18 protein-coding genes are annotated in these 18,410 nt (G+C 74.3%); 7 read left to right on the top strand and 11 right to left on the bottom strand.

The features are described from left to right. Positions 1-4: 4 nt before the first annotated feature. Complete coding sequence (locus ABD140_RS07015) at positions 5-1,537, bottom strand: condensation domain-containing protein (RefSeq protein WP_344237997.1); 1,533 nt, start codon at positions 1,535-1,537, stop codon at positions 5-7. Positions 1,538-1,745: 208 nt separating this feature from the next. Here ABD140_RS07015 and ABD140_RS07010 point away from each other — a divergent pair, with 208 nt between their 5' ends. Then, complete coding sequence (locus ABD140_RS07010) at positions 1,746-2,753, top strand: LacI family DNA-binding transcriptional regulator (protein WP_344237995.1); 1,008 nt, start codon at positions 1,746-1,748, stop codon at positions 2,751-2,753. 8 nt (positions 2,754-2,761) lie between these two features. On the opposite strand, the gene ABD140_RS07005 is transcribed toward ABD140_RS07010, so the two are convergent. The 4 genes from ABD140_RS07005 to ABD140_RS06990 all read right to left on the bottom strand — a co-directional run bounded on the left by ABD140_RS07005 (position 2,762) and on the right by ABD140_RS06990 (position 8,073). After that, positions 2,762-3,637: an exonuclease/endonuclease/phosphatase family protein gene (locus ABD140_RS07005; RefSeq protein WP_344237993.1), complete on the bottom strand. Its 876-nt coding sequence runs from the start codon at positions 3,635-3,637 to the stop codon at positions 2,762-2,764. A gap of 98 nt (positions 3,638-3,735) precedes the next feature. Continuing rightward, positions 3,736-5,271, bottom strand: coding sequence for an N-acyl-D-amino-acid deacylase family protein (locus tag ABD140_RS07000; protein WP_344237991.1), 1,536 nt, complete (start codon positions 5,269-5,271; stop codon positions 3,736-3,738). 34 nt (positions 5,272-5,305) lie between these two features. Next, positions 5,306-6,724, bottom strand: coding sequence for a hypothetical protein (locus tag ABD140_RS06995; RefSeq protein WP_344237989.1), 1,419 nt, complete (start codon positions 6,722-6,724; stop codon positions 5,306-5,308). After that, the gene (locus ABD140_RS06990; RefSeq protein WP_344237987.1) at positions 6,715-8,073 is read right to left on the bottom strand and encodes a type III PLP-dependent enzyme domain-containing protein; all 1,359 of its coding nucleotides are present in this window, start codon (positions 8,071-8,073) and stop codon (positions 6,715-6,717) included. The genes ABD140_RS06995 and ABD140_RS06990 overlap by 10 nt, the downstream gene beginning before the upstream one ends. A 145-nt stretch (positions 8,074-8,218) precedes the next feature. Between ABD140_RS06990 and ABD140_RS06985 the strand changes: the two genes are divergently transcribed. Then, entirely contained in the window at positions 8,219-9,229 is a 1,011-nt protein-coding gene (locus tag ABD140_RS06985; protein ID WP_344237985.1) for an Lrp/AsnC family transcriptional regulator, read from the top strand. A 31-nt stretch (positions 9,230-9,260) separates the two neighbouring features. On the opposite strand, the gene ABD140_RS06980 is transcribed toward ABD140_RS06985, so the two are convergent. From ABD140_RS06980 to ABD140_RS06970, 3 genes are read right to left on the bottom strand one after another with little or no spacing between them, the layout of a single operon-like run. Then, positions 9,261-9,866: a class I SAM-dependent methyltransferase gene (locus tag ABD140_RS06980; protein WP_344237983.1), complete on the bottom strand. Its 606-nt coding sequence runs from the start codon at positions 9,864-9,866 to the stop codon at positions 9,261-9,263. A gap of 27 nt (positions 9,867-9,893) precedes the next feature. Next, positions 9,894-10,715 (bottom strand): class I SAM-dependent methyltransferase, encoded by an 822-nt coding sequence (locus ABD140_RS06975; RefSeq protein WP_344237981.1) that lies wholly within the window; start codon positions 10,713-10,715, stop codon positions 9,894-9,896. Between the two features lie 60 nt (positions 10,716-10,775). Continuing rightward, a complete protein-coding gene (locus tag ABD140_RS06970; RefSeq protein ID WP_344237979.1) occupies positions 10,776-11,216 on the bottom strand; it encodes a hypothetical protein in 441 nt (146 codons plus the stop codon). Positions 11,217-11,306: 90 nt separating this feature from the next. Here ABD140_RS06970 and ABD140_RS06965 point away from each other — a divergent pair, with 90 nt between their 5' ends. Both ABD140_RS06965 and ABD140_RS06960 read left to right on the top strand, forming a co-directional pair. Beyond that, positions 11,307-11,642 (top strand): PadR family transcriptional regulator, encoded by a 336-nt coding sequence (locus tag ABD140_RS06965; protein ID WP_344237977.1) that lies wholly within the window; start codon positions 11,307-11,309, stop codon positions 11,640-11,642. After that, complete coding sequence (locus ABD140_RS06960; RefSeq protein WP_344237975.1) at positions 11,639-12,301, top strand: permease prefix domain 1-containing protein; 663 nt, start codon at positions 11,639-11,641, stop codon at positions 12,299-12,301. Before ABD140_RS06965 ends, ABD140_RS06960 begins: the two co-directional genes overlap by 4 nt. Before the next feature lie 15 nt (positions 12,302-12,316). On the opposite strand, the gene ABD140_RS06955 is transcribed toward ABD140_RS06960, so the two are convergent. After that, positions 12,317-13,474, bottom strand: a complete 1,158-nt coding sequence (locus ABD140_RS06955; RefSeq protein WP_344237973.1) for an acyl-CoA dehydrogenase family protein — start codon at positions 13,472-13,474, stop codon at positions 12,317-12,319. Positions 13,475-13,694: 220 nt separating this feature from the next. On the opposite strand from ABD140_RS06955, the gene ABD140_RS06950 reads away from it, so the two are divergent. Next, positions 13,695-15,161, top strand: a complete 1,467-nt coding sequence (locus tag ABD140_RS06950; protein WP_344237971.1) for a phytoene desaturase family protein — start codon at positions 13,695-13,697, stop codon at positions 15,159-15,161. Continuing rightward, a complete protein-coding gene (locus ABD140_RS06945) occupies positions 15,158-16,057 on the top strand; it encodes a phytoene/squalene synthase family protein (protein ID WP_344237969.1) in 900 nt (299 codons plus the stop codon). Before ABD140_RS06950 ends, ABD140_RS06945 begins: the two co-directional genes overlap by 4 nt. 17 nt (positions 16,058-16,074) lie before the next feature. Here the strand turns inward: ABD140_RS06945 and ABD140_RS06940 are convergent, their stop codons facing one another. After that, entirely contained in the window at positions 16,075-16,716 is a 642-nt protein-coding gene (locus ABD140_RS06940) for a spheroidene monooxygenase (RefSeq protein WP_344237967.1), read from the bottom strand. A gap of 40 nt (positions 16,717-16,756) precedes the next feature. Between ABD140_RS06940 and ABD140_RS06935 the strand changes: the two genes are divergently transcribed. Next, positions 16,757-17,335, top strand: a complete 579-nt coding sequence (locus ABD140_RS06935) for a glycerol-3-phosphate acyltransferase (RefSeq protein WP_344237965.1) — start codon at positions 16,757-16,759, stop codon at positions 17,333-17,335. Here ABD140_RS06935 and ABD140_RS06930 read toward each other — a convergent pair. Next, the coding region (locus tag ABD140_RS06930) for a glycosyltransferase family 2 protein (protein WP_344237963.1) at positions 17,286-18,410 on the bottom strand (1,125 nt) is incomplete at its 5' end. The two genes, ABD140_RS06935 and ABD140_RS06930, sit on opposite strands and share 50 nt — an antisense overlap.

Genomic DNA, 18,410 nt, shown 5'->3' with positions numbered 1-18,410 from the left:
GCGGTCATGGGGCCAGCTCGCCGGGGAACAGGCCGGCCTCGGTGGTGAACAGCTCGGCGAACCGGGCCGCGGTCTCGGGTGCGAAGCCGAAGCCGTTGTAGACGACGGCCGCGCGCAGGGAGCCGTCCGGCTGCTCCTCCACCACCAGCCACGGCGAGCTGTGGTCCTCCTCGCCGGGCGGGGCGTGCCAGACGAGGTTCTCCTGCAGGCGCGGCAGCGGGAACGGCTCCGACCTCAGGCCGGGGAAGTTCGGCGGCTGCCCCCAGCTCTCGTAGTGGATCCGCGACGGGTACGGCACGCGCGGGCGCACCTCGTGGTAGGCGTGGAGCTGGTGGGCCGTCGCGTCCAGCACCGTCCTGCGGACGCGGGCCAGCAGCTCGGCCCGTCCGGGCTCTCCGGAGGCGTCCACCCGCAGCACCATGGACTGCACCAGGCAGCCGACGATCCCGTTGTGGGACGGCTCCGTCCGGCCGGGCGCCGGGGACATCAGGACGAGGTCCTCCAGGCCTGTCCAGGCGGCGAGGACCGACGTCCAGCAGGCGGTGACCGCCATGAACGGCGTCGCGCCGTGCGCCCTGGCCGCCGCGCGCAGCCGTCCGGCGGTCGCCGCGTCGACGGTGAAGGGGTGGGCCCGCCACGTGTATTTGCCGGCCCGCAGCCTTCCCGGGAAGGGGGCGAGGGCGCGCGGCGCCCCGTCCAGGACGGCGTCCCAGTACGGCCGGTTGGCCTCCCACCGGGTGCGCGTCCAGGCGCAGTACCGGCCGTACGCGGTCTCCAGCGGCTTCAGCGGGGACGGCAGCCCGGCCCGCAGCGCCGAGTAGACGAGCGCGGCCTCGCGCAGCACGATGCCCATCGACCAGCCGTCGGTCACGAAGTGGTGGACGGACAGGACGAGCACCTGGTCCCCGGTGCCGACGCGGATGACCAGGGCGCGGACCATCGGGTCGCGGACGACGTCCGACAGGCGGGTGCGCTCCCGCTCGGCCAGGGCCAGGGCGTCGGCGAGCCGCTCCTCGGGCGTGGCGCCGCGCGCCTGGACCTCGGCGACCTCCGGCGGCAGGTCCAGGACCGTCTCGACCCGGAAGCCGTCGTCGTCCGGCAGGCACACCGTGCGCAGGGCCTCGTGGCGGCGGACGACCTCGCCCAGCGCTCGGGTGAACAGCGCGGTGTCGAAGGCCTCGCGGATCCGGGTGGCGATCGCGATCGCCCCGATGTCGCGGGGGACCTCCGGCTCGGACATCCAGATCAGGAAGTCCTCCTGCTGGGTGCTGAGCGCGCCGCCCTCCGCGGGTGCGGGGGGCGGCGCGGGGGCGGCGGCGCGGGAGGCGATCCAGCCGGCCTGCTCGGCCAGGCCCGGCAGGTCGAAGGCGAGGTCGGGACCGGCCTCCACGCCGAAGCGGCGGGTGACGAGGGCGGCCAGCTGGACCGCCTGGAAGGAGTCCCCGCCGAGGTCGAAGAAGTCGGCGTCCGAGCCGACCCGGGGGACGTGCAGCAGCTCGCGCCAGAGGTCGGCCAGGGTTTCCGCGGTGGTGCTCATGATGATGCGCTCCGGGGGTGGTACGCGGCAGGCGGCGGGCCCCGAGCATGGCACGGAAAACCGGCGAATGAAAGCTCTTGCAGAAAACTTTCACGGTCTTGCAGAATGCTTGCCGTGTGCCTTTCCGCCCCCGCCGCGGCGGCCCGCACAGCCCGCCGCAGATCCGGAGATACGCCCTCACCTGGTGTTTGGCGTAGAGTCGCCGCCCATGGGGACAGCGAGATTGACGGACATCGCGGCGCAGGCCAAGGTCAGCGAGGCCACGGTCAGCCGGGTCCTCAACGGCAGGCCGGGCGTCTCGGAGGCCAAGCGCGAGGCCGTGCTCGCCGCCCTGGACGTCCTGGGCCACGAGCGTCCCGACCGCTCGCGCCGGCCCGCCCGCGGCCTCGTCGGGCTGGTCGTCCCCGAACTCGACAACCCGGTGTTCCCGCTGTTCGCCCAGGCCGTCGAACGCGCGCTGACCCGGCGCGGGCACACCCCCCTGCTGTGCACCCGGTTCGGCGGCGGCTCCGCCGAGGACGAGCTCGTCGACCAGCTCCTGGAGCGCGGTGCCCGCGGCCTGGTCTTCGTCTCAGGGCTGCACGCCGACACCCAGGCGGACCTCGACCGCTACCGTCGGCTGCTCTCCCGGGGCGTCGCCCTGGCCATGATCAACGGCACCCGGCCGGAGCTCGCCGGCTCGTTCGTCGCCACCGACGACCGCCAGGCCGCCCGCCTGGCGGTCAACCACCTCGTCAGCCTCGGCCACCGCACGCTCGGCCTGGCCCTGGGACCGGCCCGCTACCTGCCGTCCGCGCTCAAGGCCGAGGGGTTCGCCGAGTCCGTCGCCGCCCTCCTCGGCCCCGGCGCCTCCGCGCACGTCGAGCACTCCCTCTACTCCGTCGAGGGAGGCCAGGCGGCCGGGAGCCGCCTCCTCGACCTGGGCTGCACCGGCATCGTCTGCGGCAGCGACCTCATGGCCCTCGGCGTGGTCCGCGCCGCCCGCGCCCGCGGCCTGCGCGTCCCCGAGGACGTCTCCGTCATCGGCTACGACGACTCGCCCCTGATGGGTTTCACCGACCCGCCCCTGACCACGGTCCGCCAGCCCGTCGCCGACATGGCCGCCGCGGCCGTCTCCATGCTCCTGGAGTCCATGGACCGCCCCGCCCCCCGGCACGGCGAGCTCGCCTTCCACCCCGAGCTCGTCGTCCGAGGCTCCACCGCCTCACGGGCCTGACCGCCGGCTCAGCCGGAGGCTCGGCTCCGCCGCCAGGTGAAGTCCGCCGCGATCGGGTGGTGGTCGGAGAGCATGCGGCCGTCCGGGTCCAGGAACCGGAAGTGGTCGTTGGTGTAGGAGGTCGCGGTCAGCGCCACCGTCCTGCCGCTCCGGTAGAGGATCTTGTCGACGACCTCGCAGGTGTCGGTGGGCGCGGCGGCGTCGCAGACCAGCGCGGGACTCCCCTTCTCCGGGGCCTCTCCTCCGCGCTCCAGGCTCACCCACGGGTCGGTGAGGCCGTTGGCCGCGGCGAACTCGGCGATCGTGTCGCCGGTCCGCGTGTAGCGGGTGTTGGTGTCCCCCATCACCACCACGGCGTTGCCCTCCGAGCGGGTTTTGATGAAGGAGGTGAGCTGCGCCAGGTTCGCCGCGCGGGCCTTCAGGTCACCGGGTCCGCTTCCGGCGTCGGCGTGCAGGTTGTAGAAGTCGACGTAGGCTCCCTTTGCGAGCCTGACCCGCATGAAGGTGAAGCCCTTGGGGGTCAGGCAGTCCCCGGAGCCGAGCCAGCAGTTCTTCCAGGTGACGCGTTCGAAGCCGCCGTAGGGATGTCCCGACAGCGTGTTCAGTCCGCTGCCGAACCCGGCTCCGCCGCTGGTGGGCGTCCGGTGCGGGTGGGCGTCGGTGGCGTACAGGTGAGCGTGGTAGTTGAAGTCCTCCTGGACGTGGACGATGTCGTAGGGGCCGAGGCGCTCTCCGATCGCGGTGGTGGCGGACTTCCGGGGGGTGGGCGCGCTGGACAGGACCTCGGGCAGCCCCGCCACGTTGTAGGTGAGGGCCGTGAAAGATCCGCCGGTGTCCGCCCGGGCGGGTGCGGCAGCGGACGGGGCCGCTGCCGCAAGCAGCACAGAAACTACTGAAGCAACACAAAGCCGCATTTTCATCGCCATGCCGCCATCTGACGACACCATCAGCACCCCGGCAAGACCCGGACCGGCGCGGCGCCTCAGCGCGCTCCGCGGCGCAGGACCCTCCCCGGGCGCTCCCCGGTGACCGCGCCGTCCGCCAGGGCGAGGCGTCCGTTCACCACGACGTGGCGGACGCCCTCGGCATAGGCGAGGGGTTCGGCGTAGGTGGCCCGGTCGGTGATCTCACCCGGCTCGAAGACCGCCAGGTCCGCCGCGTGCCCTTCGGCGAGCGTGCCCCGGCCGGTGAGGCCCAGCCGCGAGGCGGGCAGGCCGGTCATCTTGTGGACGGCCTGCGGCAGGGTGAGGAGGCCGCGGTCCCGCGCGTGGTGGCCGAGCGCGCGGGCGAAGGCGCCGAAGTGGCGCGGGTGGGGATGGCCGCCGCAGGCAGTGTCGAGCTCCCATCCGTCGCTGGCCACGGCCGCGGCCGGATGCCGCAGGACGGTATCGACGTCGTCCTCGGCCATGGCGTGGTTGACGATGAACACCAGGGCGCGGTGGCCGGCCAGGACGTCCAGGGCGACGTCGGCGGGGTCGGCGCCCCGCTCGTCGGCGATCTCCCGCAGGCTAGCGCCGACGTACGGGGTGTAGGGGCCGTCCGGCATCGCGGCCAGCACGGTCCCCTCGGGCAGGAACGTCCCGCCGGTCTTCGCCCTCAGCTCGGCGGCGATCCGCTCACGGGTCTCCGGACGCGCGAGGCGTTCGAGCAGGGCGTCGAGCCCCCCGTCCAGAGCCCAGTCCGGCAGGCGGGAGGAGAGCTGCGTGGAGGATGCCGCGTAGGGATAGACGTCGGTGGCGACGTCGACTCCCTCTGCGCGGGCGGCGTCGATGAGGGCCAGGGCCCGTACGACCTTGCCGTGGTTGGCCGGCCCCATCGCCTTGAGGTGGGAGATCTGCAGCCGTACCCCGCTCCGCCGCGCGGTCTCCAGCGCCTCGTCCACCGCCTTGAGCAGGTCGTCGCCTTCGTCCCGCATGTGCGTGGCGTACAGCAGGCCGTGTTCGCGGGCCGTCTCGGCCAGTGCGACGATCTCCTCGGTGCCCGCGAACGAGCCGGGCGCGTAGATCAGCCCGGTGGACAGCCCGAACACCCCCTCCCGGGCGGCGTCCGCGAGCAGACCGCGCATGGCGTCCAGCTCGGGTCCGGTCGCGGGGCGCAGATCCTGGCCCAGCACGGCGGCCCGCAGCATGGCGTGCCCGACGAGCGCCGCCACGTTCACCGCGGGTCCGGCCTCCTGGACCGAACGGGCGAACCCCTCGAACCCCGCCGCGTCGCTCCCCGTCGGGAAGGGCGACGTCCCGCAGTTGCCGGTGACCAGAGTAGTGACGCCCTGCCGGAGCGCGCCCTCCGCCCCGGGTGCGGCGGCGACGGTGAAGTCGGCGTGGGAGTGCAGGTCGATGAAGCCGGGGGCGACGGCCAGCCCGGCGCAGTCGAGCCGTCGCCGCGCGGCCGCCCCGGGCGGGGCGGGGCCGACGAAGGCGATCCGGTCGCCGCGGACGCCGACATCGGCCCTCCGCGGCTCCCTGCCGGTGCCGTCGATGACGGTCCCGCCGACGGCGAGGACGTCGAACTCGTCCATGGAAGTGTTCTCCGTGTGGCTCGGACGGCGGCCGTCAGGTCAGCGCCGTCAGGATCAGGACGTACAGGAGGGCGGCGGGGACGAGCAGCGCCCATCCGGCGGCCAGCAGGGGCCGCAGCCGGGTCGAGCGGGCCATGCCCAGCGCCGACATCATGTTGGGGTTGGGGAACGGGCCGTAGGTGTCGGCCTTGGCCGACCACAGGTAGACCACCGCCCACGCCTCGGGCCCGAGCCCCACGACCGTCCCGAGCGGTCCGAAGACCTTGTCGAGCAGCACGATCTGCGCGGCGGCCGCCCCCGGCACCCCCAGCCAGCCGATCAGCGCGACGGTGAGCGCGAACGGCAGGACGGGCAGGCCGTCGAGCTCCGTTCCGAACTGCTCCATCAGCACCTCGTAGGGCCGCAGCTCGCCGGTCAGCCCGAAGAACAGCGCGAGCAGCCAGAAGAGCAGCAGCATCGGCAGCATCCGCCGGGCTCCGGCCCCGAACGCGGCCGACGCGCCCCGCGTTCCGAGCCGCCCGGCCACGGCGGTGACGACCGCCAGCAGCGGCAGCGCGAGCAGCGGGAAGACCACGCCGACCTGCGTGACGACGGCGTACCCCACGCACACCGCCAGCACCGCGGTGAACGTCCAGGCCGCAGCACGACCGTGCCCGGCGGGTCCGTCCCCGTCCTTTTCCGAGGACTCCAAGGGTTCGTAGAAGTCCCCGCCCGCCTCCGCCGACCTGCGCTGCACCCTCGGCACCACGATCCAGGCCAGCGCCAGGGACAGCAGCGCCAGCGGGCCGGCCCCCCACAGGACGTAGGAGCCGTAACCGACCCCGGACGCCTCGAAGGTCGCGATGTTGGACCCCGCGAACGGGGCGAGCGCGAGCCCCGCACCGCCGCCGAGGAACATGCACACCGCGGTCGCCGAGCGGGTGAGCCCGGCGCGCGCCGCGACGGGGATGACGACGGGCGCGGCGACGGCCAGCGCCCCGGCCAGGGTGCCCAGCGCGAACACCAGCACCAGGCAGGACAGGACCACCCCGAACTGGACGGCCCGCAGCCCCTCCCCCGGCAGCAGCCGCAGCACCGCCCGCACCATCAGCCTGGCCGCCCCGCTCCGGCTCAGCACCTCCCCCAGGCCCGCCCCCAGCACGCAGATCACCCCGATGAGGGTGACGGTGTCGGTGAACGAGCCCGCCAGCAGGTCCGCCGCGGTGCCGGGCGCGGGCCGCGCCAGCAGCAGACCCGACACCAGCGCCACGCCCGTGGCCGCAGGCAGGTTCAGCCCGGCGAGCGCCAGGACCGCGAACAACCCGATCGGCAGGAACCCCCACAACGTGGGCGCCTGGACGGTGAAGCCGAGGACCAGCGACGCGATCAGGCCCGCCGCGCCGATCGTCCAGTGGAGCAACGCGGCGGGCGGCGGGACGCGCCGCCGGGCGGGGGGAACGGCCGTCACCGGCATGGGGCCGCCTCCAGGAGCGGCAGGAGCGCCGCGGCGTGCTCGGCTCCGCTCTCGGCGAGGATCTCCTCGACGGTCTGCTCCCGGCGGATCTCGGTGAAGCGGACGCCGCCGCCCCGGGTGGTGAAGGCGTGGACGGCCGGGCGGGCCAGGCTGTTGTACGACCACGGGGTGGAGAAGTAGTAGCCGCCCGTGTCGTACAGGACCACCACGTCGCCCGGCGCGAGCTCCGGCAGCTCCCGGGCGCGGGCGACGACGTCGCCCGCGAAGCAGCAGGGCCCGGCGACGTCCTGGACGAGGGACGGACCGGTCTTGGGGCGGCCTCCGGGGTCGTGGACGCCGATCCGCAGCGGCCAGGATTCGGGCATGAAGACCGTGCGGGTGGCCAGGTGGGCGCCGGCGTGGGTGAGGGCGATACGGCGGCCCCCCACGTCCTTGACGTACTCGACCACGGCGGCGGTGAATCCGTTCTTGGCCGTCAGGGAGCGGCCGAACTCGGTGACCAGCGTGTACCCGCCGTCGAAGAGGCCCGGGACCCCCTCCCGCAGCGCCGCGACGTAATCGGCGTGGCTCGGCCGGATCTCGTCGTCGTCGAAGTTGACCGGCAGGCCGCCGCCGATGTCCAGGCCCGTCACCTGCGCGTACCCGGCGACGGCGTTGATCTCCTCGGCCAGTTCGAAGGCGGCGCGGACCCCCGCGGCGATCAGCTCCAGCGAACAGCCCTGGGAACCCACGTGGACGTGCAGGCGCGACAGCCACGGGTAGGCGGCGAACGCCTCCAGCACGGCCTGCCGGGCACCCGGGTCCCGCAGCGGCACCCCGAACTTGGAGGTGGCCGAGGCGGTGCTCATCGCGCCGATCGTCCCCTCCCCGACCTGCGGGTTGATCCGCAGGCCCAGCACCGAGGGGCTTTCGCCGCGCAGATGGTCGATCCGCTCCAGCTCGGCGAGGTTGTCGGCGTTGACGGCCACGCCCAGGGCGAGCGCCCCGGCCAGCTCGGCGCGGGTCTTGGCGGGCGAGTCCAGCACGATGCGCTCGGGCGGGAACCCGGCGGCCAGCGCCTGGGCCAGCTCGCCGGGGCTGGCGACCTCGCAGCCCATGCCCGTCCCGGCGAGCAGGCCCAGCACCGGCACCAGCGCGGCGGCCTTGGCCGCGAACGTGTGCAGGACGGGCACGTCCGGCGGGAACGCCCGCCGCAGCTCCGCCACCGACTCCAGCAGGCCGTCGGCGTCGACCAGGCCCGCCGCCGGACGGCCGGGGCCGACCAGCCCGGCGCGGACCGCCGCCTCGACCACCCGGTCCCGCCGGGCGGCGTCGATGCTCCGCCGCCCGGTCACCTCGCTGCTCGCCATCGCTCCCGCTCCTTCCCGCTCCTTCCCGCTCCTGCGGTGCACCAGAGTCGATCCGGCGGCGGGAAAGCGGCTCCAGGAGCAGGAAACCGTCACGAAAGAGATCGTCTTCGAGGTTCTCCCGGGTTCTGTGATACATCGGTGGGCCATGACGCAGGATTCCGTCGACGAGCTCGATCTGGCACTGATCAACGCCCTCCAGCTCACCCCCCGCGCGAGCTGGTCGCGGCTCGGCAGGACGCTGGGCGTCGACCCGGTGACGGCGGCCCGGCGCTGGGAGCGGCTCCGGGAGGCGGGGCTGGCCTGGGTGACGTGCAGCGTCGGACCGGCCCTGCACCATGCGTTCTGCATGGCCTACATCGAGATCGCGTGCCGGCCGGGGACGCTCGGCTCCGTCGCCGCAGCGCTCAGCGGGCTCGCCGAGACCCGCTACGTCCACCACCTCACCGGAGACCGCCCGCTGCTCGCCGTCGTGGGACTCCCCGCGCCCTCCGACCTGGCGTGCTACCTGAGCGGGGTCCTCGACACGATGCCCGGTGTGCTCTCCCACCGGGCCGAGCTGCGCACCGCCGGGTACGGCGAGCCCGGCCGCTGGCGCCTGCGGAGCCTGGAACCCGCGCAGAAGCAGGCGCTGGAACCCGGCGGCCCGCCCCGCACTCCCCCGCCCGCCGCCCGGGTGGACGCCGTCGACCGCGCCCTCTACCGCCTGCTGCACGAGGACGGCCGGATGCCCTTCGCCGCCCTCGCCTCCCGCGCGGGGATCAGCGAGGCCACCGCCCGCCGCCGCGTCGGGCGGCTTCTTGACACCCGCTCCCTGCGGCTGCGCTGCGAGGCCGCCCAGTCGATCACCGGCTGGCCCGTCACGGCCGTCCTGCGGGCGAGCGTCCCCCCGACCGACCTGGACGCCACCGCCCGCTCCCTGGCCGCCCTGCCCGACGTCCGGCTCTGCTGCTCCCTGACCGGACCGCGCAACCTCCTGCTCATGCTCTGGCTGCGCGACCTGCCCGACCTGCCCCGGGTCGAGGCGTCACTGACCGGGCAGACCCCCGCCCTCACCCTCCACGAGCGGGCGATCTGCCTGCACACCCCGAACCAGATGGGCCGCCTCCTCACCCCGGACGGCCGCGCCACCGGTTACGTCGCCCCCTTCTCGGGCTGATCCCGCCTTCGGCGGCGCGGACCGGCGTCCGTCAGCGGTGGTGGACGCTCACGGCGTAGCCGCCGCCGTCGTAGGGGTCGGCGTCCCAGGTGGCGAAGCGGTCGACGAGGGTGAGGCCCGCCGCGGCGCAGTGGGCGTCGTACTCCTCCAGGGTGATGCTCGGCGGCACCGGCAGGTGGGCGCGGTCGAGGCCGAAGCCCGCCACGAGCAGGCCGCCCGGCCTCAGGACGGCCGCGAGCCGGCGTGCCACCTCTCCTTCGGTGCCGGAGGCGAGCAGCGGGAAGATGTTGCCCGCGGCGACGACGAGGTCGAAGTCCGCGGCGATGCCGAGGGCCGCCGGATCGAACCCGGCCAGGTCGGCCTGGAACCACGGCAGGTCCGGTGCCGCCTTCCGCGCGACCGCCAGCATGGACTCGTCCAGGTCCACGCCCGTGCAGTCATGTCCGAGCTCCGCGAGGCGGATCATGACGCGGCCGGTGCCGCAGCCGGCGTCCAGGATCCGTGCGCCCGGCGGGACGAGCGCGGCGCAGAACCGCGCCTCGCCGTGCAGGTCCTTCCCCGACTCCGCCAGCGCCGCGAACCGCGCGGCGTACTCCTCCCCGGACGTCCCCCCGGTGAGCTCTTCCCAACGACTCATGCCCGCCAGCATAGGCCGCGCCCCGGATCAGAACTCGAAGCGGAACAGCTTCAGCTCCTCCCGCAGCGGGGGGATGAGGCTGAGCGCCCGGTACAGGCAGCGGTAGGGGCGCGACGGGATCAGCGCGTGCTGCGTGAGCGGCACGACCTCCTCGACGCGCCGCAGGCGCGGGTTCCATTTCTCGAGCTCACGGGCGTCGCGGGTCGCCCAGTGCATGGCGAACTCCCCGTAGACCCGGGGCAGCCGGTCGGAGATCCACACGACCCAGGGCGCGACCCCGTCGAACAGGAGCTCGCCGGTGGCGAAGCGGTCCGTCAGGCGCTCCAGCAGGCGGCGGACCTCCTGCTCCGGCAGGTACATCAGCAGCCCCTCCGCGATGGCGAGCACCGGCCGGTCCCAGGGGACCTCCTCCCACCACCGCCCCTCGGTCACCGACGCGCCGATCGTCCGGTGGCCCGCCCGCTCGGGGAAGAGCTTGCGGCGCAGCGCGGCGATCTCCGGGAGGTCGACGTCGAACCAGAGGGCTCCGGCGGGGACGTCCAGCCGGGAGGAGCGGCTGTCCAGCCCGCAGCCGAGCTGCACCACGACGGCGTCCGGGTGCCGGGCGAGGAAGGCCGCGGCCCACAGGTCGAGCTGCCGCGCCCGCAACGCCACCAGGTAGCGGTCCCCGGCGGTCAGCCGCATCTTCAGCGAGCCGAGGCCGAAGTCGTCGCCGAGCCGGCGCACCGCCTCCGCCGCGGCGCCGTCCCGCAGGATCGAGTCCTTCGAACGGCTCTCCACCGCCCGCAGGTACAGCGTCACCAGCGCCGTCTGCTCCACTCCCGAGAGCTTCGCGCTCCGCCCGTCCATCCGTCCCCCACGCCCCCGACCGAACCCGGACGAGTCAGGTCCTTCCCCGTTCCGGGTGACTCAGCCCGCGCCGGGGCGGACGACCATCAGGACGGCCACGGCCGCCCAGAGGAGGTTGAAGACGCCTGTGAGCATGTGCAGGCGGGAGGCCACCGGCAGGCCCTCGGGGGACGGGGCGTCCAGAAGGCCGCGCTGGGCGGGGATGACGGCCAGCGCCAGGACCGCCGCGGCGAGGACCGTCAGGACCATCGAGGCGCTCAGCCAGGGCTCGCCCAGGACGCCGAGGCCGATTCCGGTGGCGAGGCCGAAGACCGGGACGGCCAGGCCCACGAGGGCGTATCCGCGGCAGACGCGGTGGAGGACCCCGGCGATCCGCAGGGCGTGCTCCTCGCCCTCGATCGCCGCCCGCATGTGGCGGGGGAAGAGGGACCCGGCGACGGCGACGGGGCCGATCGCCAGGATCGCGGCCAGGACGTGCAGGGTCAGCAGGAACTCGGTCACCGCGGTCTCCTTGGGTGGGCTACCAATAGGTTGGCTACCAATGCATAGAGAGATAGCACAGCCTCCCCGCCCATGGGTAGGCTGCCTACCGTGAGAACGGACGCGGTACGCGGACATCTGGACGGGCTGCTCCTGGCCGCCCTCGAAGCGGGCCCGCTGCACGGCTACGCGATCATCGCCACCGTGCAGGAGCGCAGCGACGGCGCGCTGGAACTGCGCAAGGGCACGATCTACCCCGCCCTCAACCGGCTGGAGCGGCTCGGGCTGCTGCGCAGCACCTGGCAGGCCGAAGGCGAGCGGCGCCGCCGCTGCTACGAGCTCACCGACGCCGGCCGCCGCGCCCTCGCCGACGAGCGCACGGCCTGGCGGGAGTTCACCTCCGCCATCGGCTCGGTCCTCGACCCCGCCCTGCGGGAGGCGACATGAGCGCCGGTCCCATCGAGGCACACGTGGCGGAGCTGTCCGCCGCCCTGCACGGACCCGCCCGGCTGAAGTCCCGCATGCTGGAGGAGTTGCGCGGAGGGCTCGCCGACGCCGCCGCGGACCTCTCCCCCGAGCCGGACACCGACGCCTCCGCCGACGCCGCGCGCCGTGCCGTCGCCGAGTTCGGCACCGTCGCCGAGCTGGCTCCCGCCTTCCAGCGGGAGCTCACCCTGGCCCAGGCCCGGCAGACCGCCCTGACCATGGCCGTCCTGCTCCCGCTCCTCATCGCGGGCCGGCACTGGGCGGGCTCCTCCGGCGCCGCTCCCCCGCTCCTCCACCTGACGGCCGTGAACGCCACCGCACTGGCGGCCGCCACCGCGCTTCTGGCCACGGTGTTCCTCGCACTCACCGGCACTCTCGGCCGCCGCTTCCCCGCCCCCGGCGGCCTTCCCCTGGCCGTCGCCTGGACGGGCACCACCGCCGCCGCGGCCGTCGGGGTCGGCGCCCTCACCCTCACCGCGGCGGCCGTCCTGTCCGCGAACTGGCCGCTGGCCGCCGCGACGGCGCTCCTGGCCCTGGCCTCGCACGCCCGTATCGCCGCGACGGCCCGCGCCTGCCGGCACTGTGCCCGGCTGCCACGAGCCGACGCCTTTACGTTGTAGATCAATAAGAGGGGGTCAGAGCGGCAGCCCGCCCCGGGAGACGAGCTGGCGCACGATGACGTTGCGCTGGATCTCGTTGGTGCCCTCGCCGACGATCATCAGCGGCGCGTCGCGGAAGTAGCGCTCCACGTCGAACTCCGTGGAGTAGCCGTAGCCGCCGTGGACGCGCACGGCGTCGAGCGCGATCTCCATGGCCGTCTCGGACGCGAAGAGCTTGGCCATGCCCGCCTCCATGTCGCAGCGCAGGCCCGCGTCGTGGCGTTCGGCCGCGAACAGGACGAGCTGGCGGGCGGCGGTGAGCTTGGTGGCCATGTCCGCGAGGTAGTTGCCGACCGACTGGTGCTGCCAGATCGGCCTGCCGAAGCTCTCCCTCTCCTGCGCGTAGCGCAGGGAGTCCTCCAGCGCGGCGCGGCCGACGCCCAGCGCGCGGGAGGCCACCTGGATCCGCCCGATCTCCAGGCCCTTCATCATCTGGGCGAAGCCCTCCCCCTCGACTCCGCCCAGAACGGCGTCACCCGGCGCCCGGAAGTCCTCGAAGAACAGCTCGCACGACTCGACGCCCTTGTAGCCGAGCTTGGGGAGGTCGCGGGAGACCGTCAGGCCGGGACCGTGCTCGACCAGCAGGATGCTCATGCCCCTGTGCGCGGGCTCCGCCGCGGGGTCGGTCTTGCACAGCAGCGCGATGAGCCGCGAGCGCCGGGCGTTGGTGATCCAGGTCTTGGCCCCGTCGACCGCGTACCCCGCGCCCTCGCGGCGGGCGACGGTCTTCATCGCCTGCAGATCCGATCCGCCGCCCGGTTCGGTCAGCGCCATCGTCGCCCGGATCTCCCCCGTCGCCATCTTCGGCAGGTAGCGCTCCTTCTGCTCCGCGGTGCCGAACTCCAGGATCAGCTTGGACACCACGGTGTGCCCGCCCATCGCCCCGGCCAGGCTCATCCACCCGCGCGCCAGCTCCTCGGTGACGTGCACATAACAGGAGGTGGACACCGCCGCCTCGCCATAAGGCCCGGGAATCGCCAGCCCGAAGACCCCCATGCGCCTCATCGCCTCGATGAACTCGCCGGGATAGGCGTTCGCGTGCTCCATCTCGTTGACGGCGGGCCGCACCTCGCGGTCGACGAAGTCACGGACGAGCGCGACGATGCTCTGCTCTTCTTCGCTGAGCCGGGTCATGTCATCTCCAGGTCACGGGGTGAGGGCCGGCGGCGGTGGGCCTCGGCCACGCGACAGCCGACACTACTTCGCCCGAGGACCGCGGGAGCGGGCAGGTCTGATGGCGGGCAACTCCGGGTAAGAAGATCATCATTCCCCGTGGTCCGCGGGTGTGAGCCGGGTGTCGGACCGGAAGGTTCGAGGCAGCGGAGGACCCCCCGGACCACGGAGAGGACGCGTGATGAGCGGACGGACGGTCGTGATCGGGGCCGGGCTCGGCGGGCTGGCCGCCGCGGTGCGGCTGGCCGCGGCGGGGCGCGAGGTGACCGTCGTCGAGGGGCGGGAGGCGCCCGGGGGCTGCTGCGGCACGGCGCAGGTCGGGCCCTACCGGTTCGACACCGGGCCCTCGGTGCTGACCATGCCCGGTGTCCTCGCCGACGTGTTCGGCGCCGCCGGGGAGGAGATGGACTCGTGGCTGCCGCTGCGCCGGCTCGACCCCTCCTACCGGCTCTCCTACCACGACGGCTCCCGCCTTGACGTCCTGCCGGACGCCGACGCGATGGCCGAGCAGGTCCGCGAGGTGTGCGGGCCTGACGAGGCCGCCCGCTACCTTCGGTTCCGCACCCTGTTGGGCGAGCTGTTCGCGACGGAGTGGCCGGCCTTCATCGACCGGGACATGACCTCGCTGCGGGATCTGGCCAGGCCGTACGCGCTGCTGCGGCTGGCCTCCCTGGGCGGGTTCCGGCGGCTGGACCGGTTGGTCAGGTCCCACCTCACCGACGAGCGGCTGATCCAGGCGCACACTTTCCAGTCGCTGTACGTCGGCCTCTCGCCCCGCAGGGCCCTCGGCATCTACGCGGTGATCGCGCACATGGACACCGTGGGCGGGGTCTTCTTCCCCGAACGGGGCGGGATGTACGCCGTTCCCCGGGCCCTGGCGGCGCTGGCGGAGAAGAAGGGAGCCGCGTTCCGGTACGGGGTGCGCGCCACGAAGGTGGAGGCCGACGGGTCCGGCGTCACCGGCGTGCGGCTGGAGACCGGAGAACGGCTCGACGCCCGGCATGTCGTGGTCGCGTGCGACCTGCCCCGCGCGCACGCCGACGGGCTGCTGCCGGAGGCGGCACGGGACTGGCGGCTGCGCCGGCCGCGCTTCTCCCCCTCCTGCCTGGTGATGCACTTCGGCCTGGACCGGCAGCTGCCCGGCCGAGCCCACCACACCCTGCATTTCGGCGAGCGGTGGGGCGCGTCGTTCACCGCGCTCGACCGGGGCCTCCCCCAACCCGACCCGAGCATTCTGGTCACCCACCCCGTCTCCGACACCGGAGCCGCGCCGCAGGGGCACACCACGCTGAGCGTCCTGGAGCCGATGCCCAACCTCGCCTCCGGCGACCGCGACCCCGCGCTCGGCGACCGGCTGCGGGAACGGCTGCTCGCCCGGCTCGCCGAACTCGGGTACGGCGATCTGAGCGGCTCGTTGCGGCTGGTCCAGGACCCGCGGACGTGGGAGCGGGAGGGCCACTCGGCGGGCACCCCCTTCGCCCTCGACCACCGGTTCACCCAGACCGCCTGGTTCCGCCCGTCGGGCGCCGCCCGGCGCGTTCCCCGCCTGCACTTCGCGGGCATGCACACCGCCCCCGGCGTCGGGGTGCCGCCCGTGCTGGTCTCGGGGCGCCTGGCGGCGCGGCGCATCCTGGCGGACCGCCGATGACCCTGACCGCCAGTTACGAGATCTGCCGCAGGCTGCACGCCCGCTACGGCCGCTCCTACTACCTGGCCACGAGGCTGCTTCCCGCCTGGAAGCGGCGGCACGTGCACGCGATCTACGGTTTCGCCCGGTACGCCGACGAGATCGTCGACGCCCCCGCCATGACGGACGACCGGGCGGCCGCACTGGACCGCCTGGCCCTCCGGCTCTCGGCGAGCCTGGCGGGCGAGCCCGCCGACGACCACGTCCTGCCCGCGTTCGTCCACACGGTGCGCTCCTTCGGGATCGGCCGCGAGGACGTCGACGCCTTCCTGCGTTCCATGCGCGCGGACCTTTCGGTCACCCGGTACGCCTCGTACGACGACCTCCTGGCGTACATGGAGGGCTCCGCCGCGGTGATCGGCACCATGATGCTGCCCGTCCTGGAACCGCTCCCGGGCCGCGAGAAGGAGGCGCGCGAGCCGGCGCGCCAGCTCGGCCTGGCCTTCCAGCTCACCAACTTCCTGCGCGACGTGCGGGAGGACCTGGCCCGGGGCCGGGTGTACCTCCCCCAGGACGACCTGGCGCGTTTCGGCGTCTCCGAGGCCGATCTCGCGCTTCCGCGCGTCTCCCCCCGCCTGCGCGACCTCCTGGCCTTCGAGGCCGGGCGAGCCCGCGAGCACTACCGCGCCGCCCTTCCCGGGATCGGGATGCTGATCCCCGCGTCCCGCCCGTGCATCCAGGCGGCGCACGCGTTGTACGGGGGCATCCTGGACGAGATCGAGAAGGCCGGTTTCGAGGTCCTCGCCCGGCGGGTCCGCGTGCCCCTCCACCGCAGGCTGTCCGTCTTCGCCCGCCATCTGCGCGCGGCCTCGGCGGCGTGCCGCGCCGAGCGCCGGGTCCAGGCGCGGCTCCCTTGAGGAACGGGACGGGCCGGTCAGCCGAGGGGGTCGGCGCCGTCCCACGTGCCTTCACTGCCATAGGGCGTGAAGCGGGCGAACAGCTCCTCGGAGTACCAGCGTGCCGTCCGCGACTCCCGGATCACCCGGCGGTGCTCGGGCCCCCCGTGGGCGAACTCGCTGATCGCGGCGGTGTCCCGCCACAGGGAGAAGGTCGCCTGGCGGGCCAGCGGCCACTCCCCCATCCCCACCGACGCCAGGCAGCCCTTCTGGCGGAGAAGGGCGTTCTGCACCGGGGCGACGGAACGGTAGAAGGCGACCAGCCTGGCAGGGCGGATCGAGGCGCGGGTGAGCACCGCCACCGGCCCGGAATCCAGGATCGGAAACGCGTTCCGGGCCGTCCCGAACGGCTGCGTCCCGCCCCACCGGCCCCGCGAGGCCAGGGGCAGCAGGCGCGCCTGCCAGCATTCCTCGGCCTCGTCCCGCCAGCGTGCCGCGATGGGCGAGCACCGCAGGAAGCGCTCCAGGTGCCGCTCGTCGCGCCAGACCGCCAGCAGCGCCCAGCGCCGCAGGTCGGCGCCGAGTGTCATCGAGGAACCGCGCCCCGTGCCCATGAGCCTCCAGAACAGCAGCCCTTCGGCGGCACGCAGCACCGGCCGGTCGAGGCCCATGTGGCGCATGGCCCCGGCGTCCCCATACCTGACGAGGTGAAAGGAAGCGATGCTTCCCCTGATCGCGGTGGTCATCGGCGGCTATCTTCTCGGCTCGGTGCCGGTGGCGGTGCTGGTCGCCCGCGCCCACGGGTTCGACCCGCGGCGGGTCGGAGACCGCAATCCCGGCTTCTGGAACATGAAAGAGCAGCTCGGCCCGCGCGGCTCGGCGCCGGTGTTCGCGGGCGACCTGCTGAAGGGCGTGTGCGCCGGGCTGCTCGGCCTCCTGTGCGCGCAGGCCGGCGGAGCGCCGTCCGGCACCGCGACGGTGTACGCGGCGGTGGGCGCCGCCATGATCGGGCACGCGTGGCCGGCCTTCGCCGGATTCCGGGGCGGACGGTCGGTCCTCACCTTCGTCGGGGGTTTCGCGGTCATCTGCCCGCCGGCCTTCCTGATCGCCCTGCTGGTGCTCGCCGTGGTCGCCGCGGCCGCCCGCTCGTTCGCCGTCGGGGCCCGCGCCGCCGTCTTCGGCGCCCCGGTGCTGCAGCTGCTGTTCGCCCCGGCGGAGCACGTCGCCGCCACGGGCCTGCTGATGACGCTCATCGGGCTGCGCTTCGGACAGGCGGCCCTGGCCGCACGCCGTTCCTGACCGGCGGCCCGACCCTCTTCGGATAGGAGCGGCCCCGCCACGTGCGGACCGGGCGCAGGGACGTCCAGGTCAGGCGGGCCGCCGCGGCCGGATCGAGCAGCGGCGACAACCACACGCCCGCTCCGGGACGGGTGTAGCTGCCGCGCAGCGCGCCCGCCAGCAGCAGCCTGGTTCCCAGCAGGGCCAGGTCGAGGCGGGTGGGGCGGCCGAGGAGCAGCCGTGCCGTGGGAAGCGCGCACGTCAGCCAGACCACGGCCAGGTCGGCGGCGAGCGCGGCGGGGCCGGTCACGTCCCGGAGCGGGAGGGAGCGGCCCCACTCCCGCCACACCTCGGCCGCCGAGGCGTGCATGTCCACTTCCAGCAGGCCTCCCGCGTCGAGGAAGCCGACCTTCCAGCCGCCTGCGGCAAGGCTCCGGGCGAGTGCGACATCGTCCGTCATGTTCCCCCGGACGCGTTCGAACCCCTCGGCCGCGAGCATCCTGTCCCGGTGGAAAGCGGTGCACTGCCCGTTGGCGAGGACCCGGTGCGGCGGAGGCGGGACGCGCGGTCCGACCGGCCCGAAGCGGTGGACCAGGGTGGCCAGGAACGCGGCGTGCAGGGCCTGCTCGGCGGTTCCGCCGCAGACGAAACGAGGCGCGGCGGTCACCAGGTCGTAGTCCGCGAGCGCGCCCGCCATCGCGGCGACCAGCCCGGGCCGCGGGCGCGTGTCCGCGTCGAGGGTCACCACCACCTCGTGCTTCGCCTCCTCGGTCCCCTGGCGCAGCGCCCACTGCTTGCCCACCCAGCCCCGCGGCAGCGGCGCTCCGCGCACCACCCGCGCGCCGAGGCCGGCGGCCAGGCGCGCGGTCGCGTCCCGTGACCCGTCGTCGACGACGATCACCTCCCCGGCCGCCGGGTCGGCGAGCACGGCGTGCAGGCAGGGGCCGATCCTCGCCTCCTCGTCGCGGGCGGGGACGACCACCGAGACCGGTGCGCCCGGCGGTGCCGCGGGTGCCAGGGCGGGCAGCCGGTCCCTGCCCGCGGCGAGCCTCCGCCAGACCGCCGCGGCGGCGGCCGCCTGGCCGGGGGGGAGCGG

The sequence above is a fragment of the Actinocorallia libanotica genome (assembly GCF_039525175.1).
Classification (GTDB): domain Bacteria; phylum Actinomycetota; class Actinomycetes; order Streptosporangiales; family Streptosporangiaceae; genus Actinocorallia; species Actinocorallia libanotica.
Note: the sequence above shows the minus strand (reverse complement) of the source record. Positions and strands in the feature narration are given on the sequence as shown.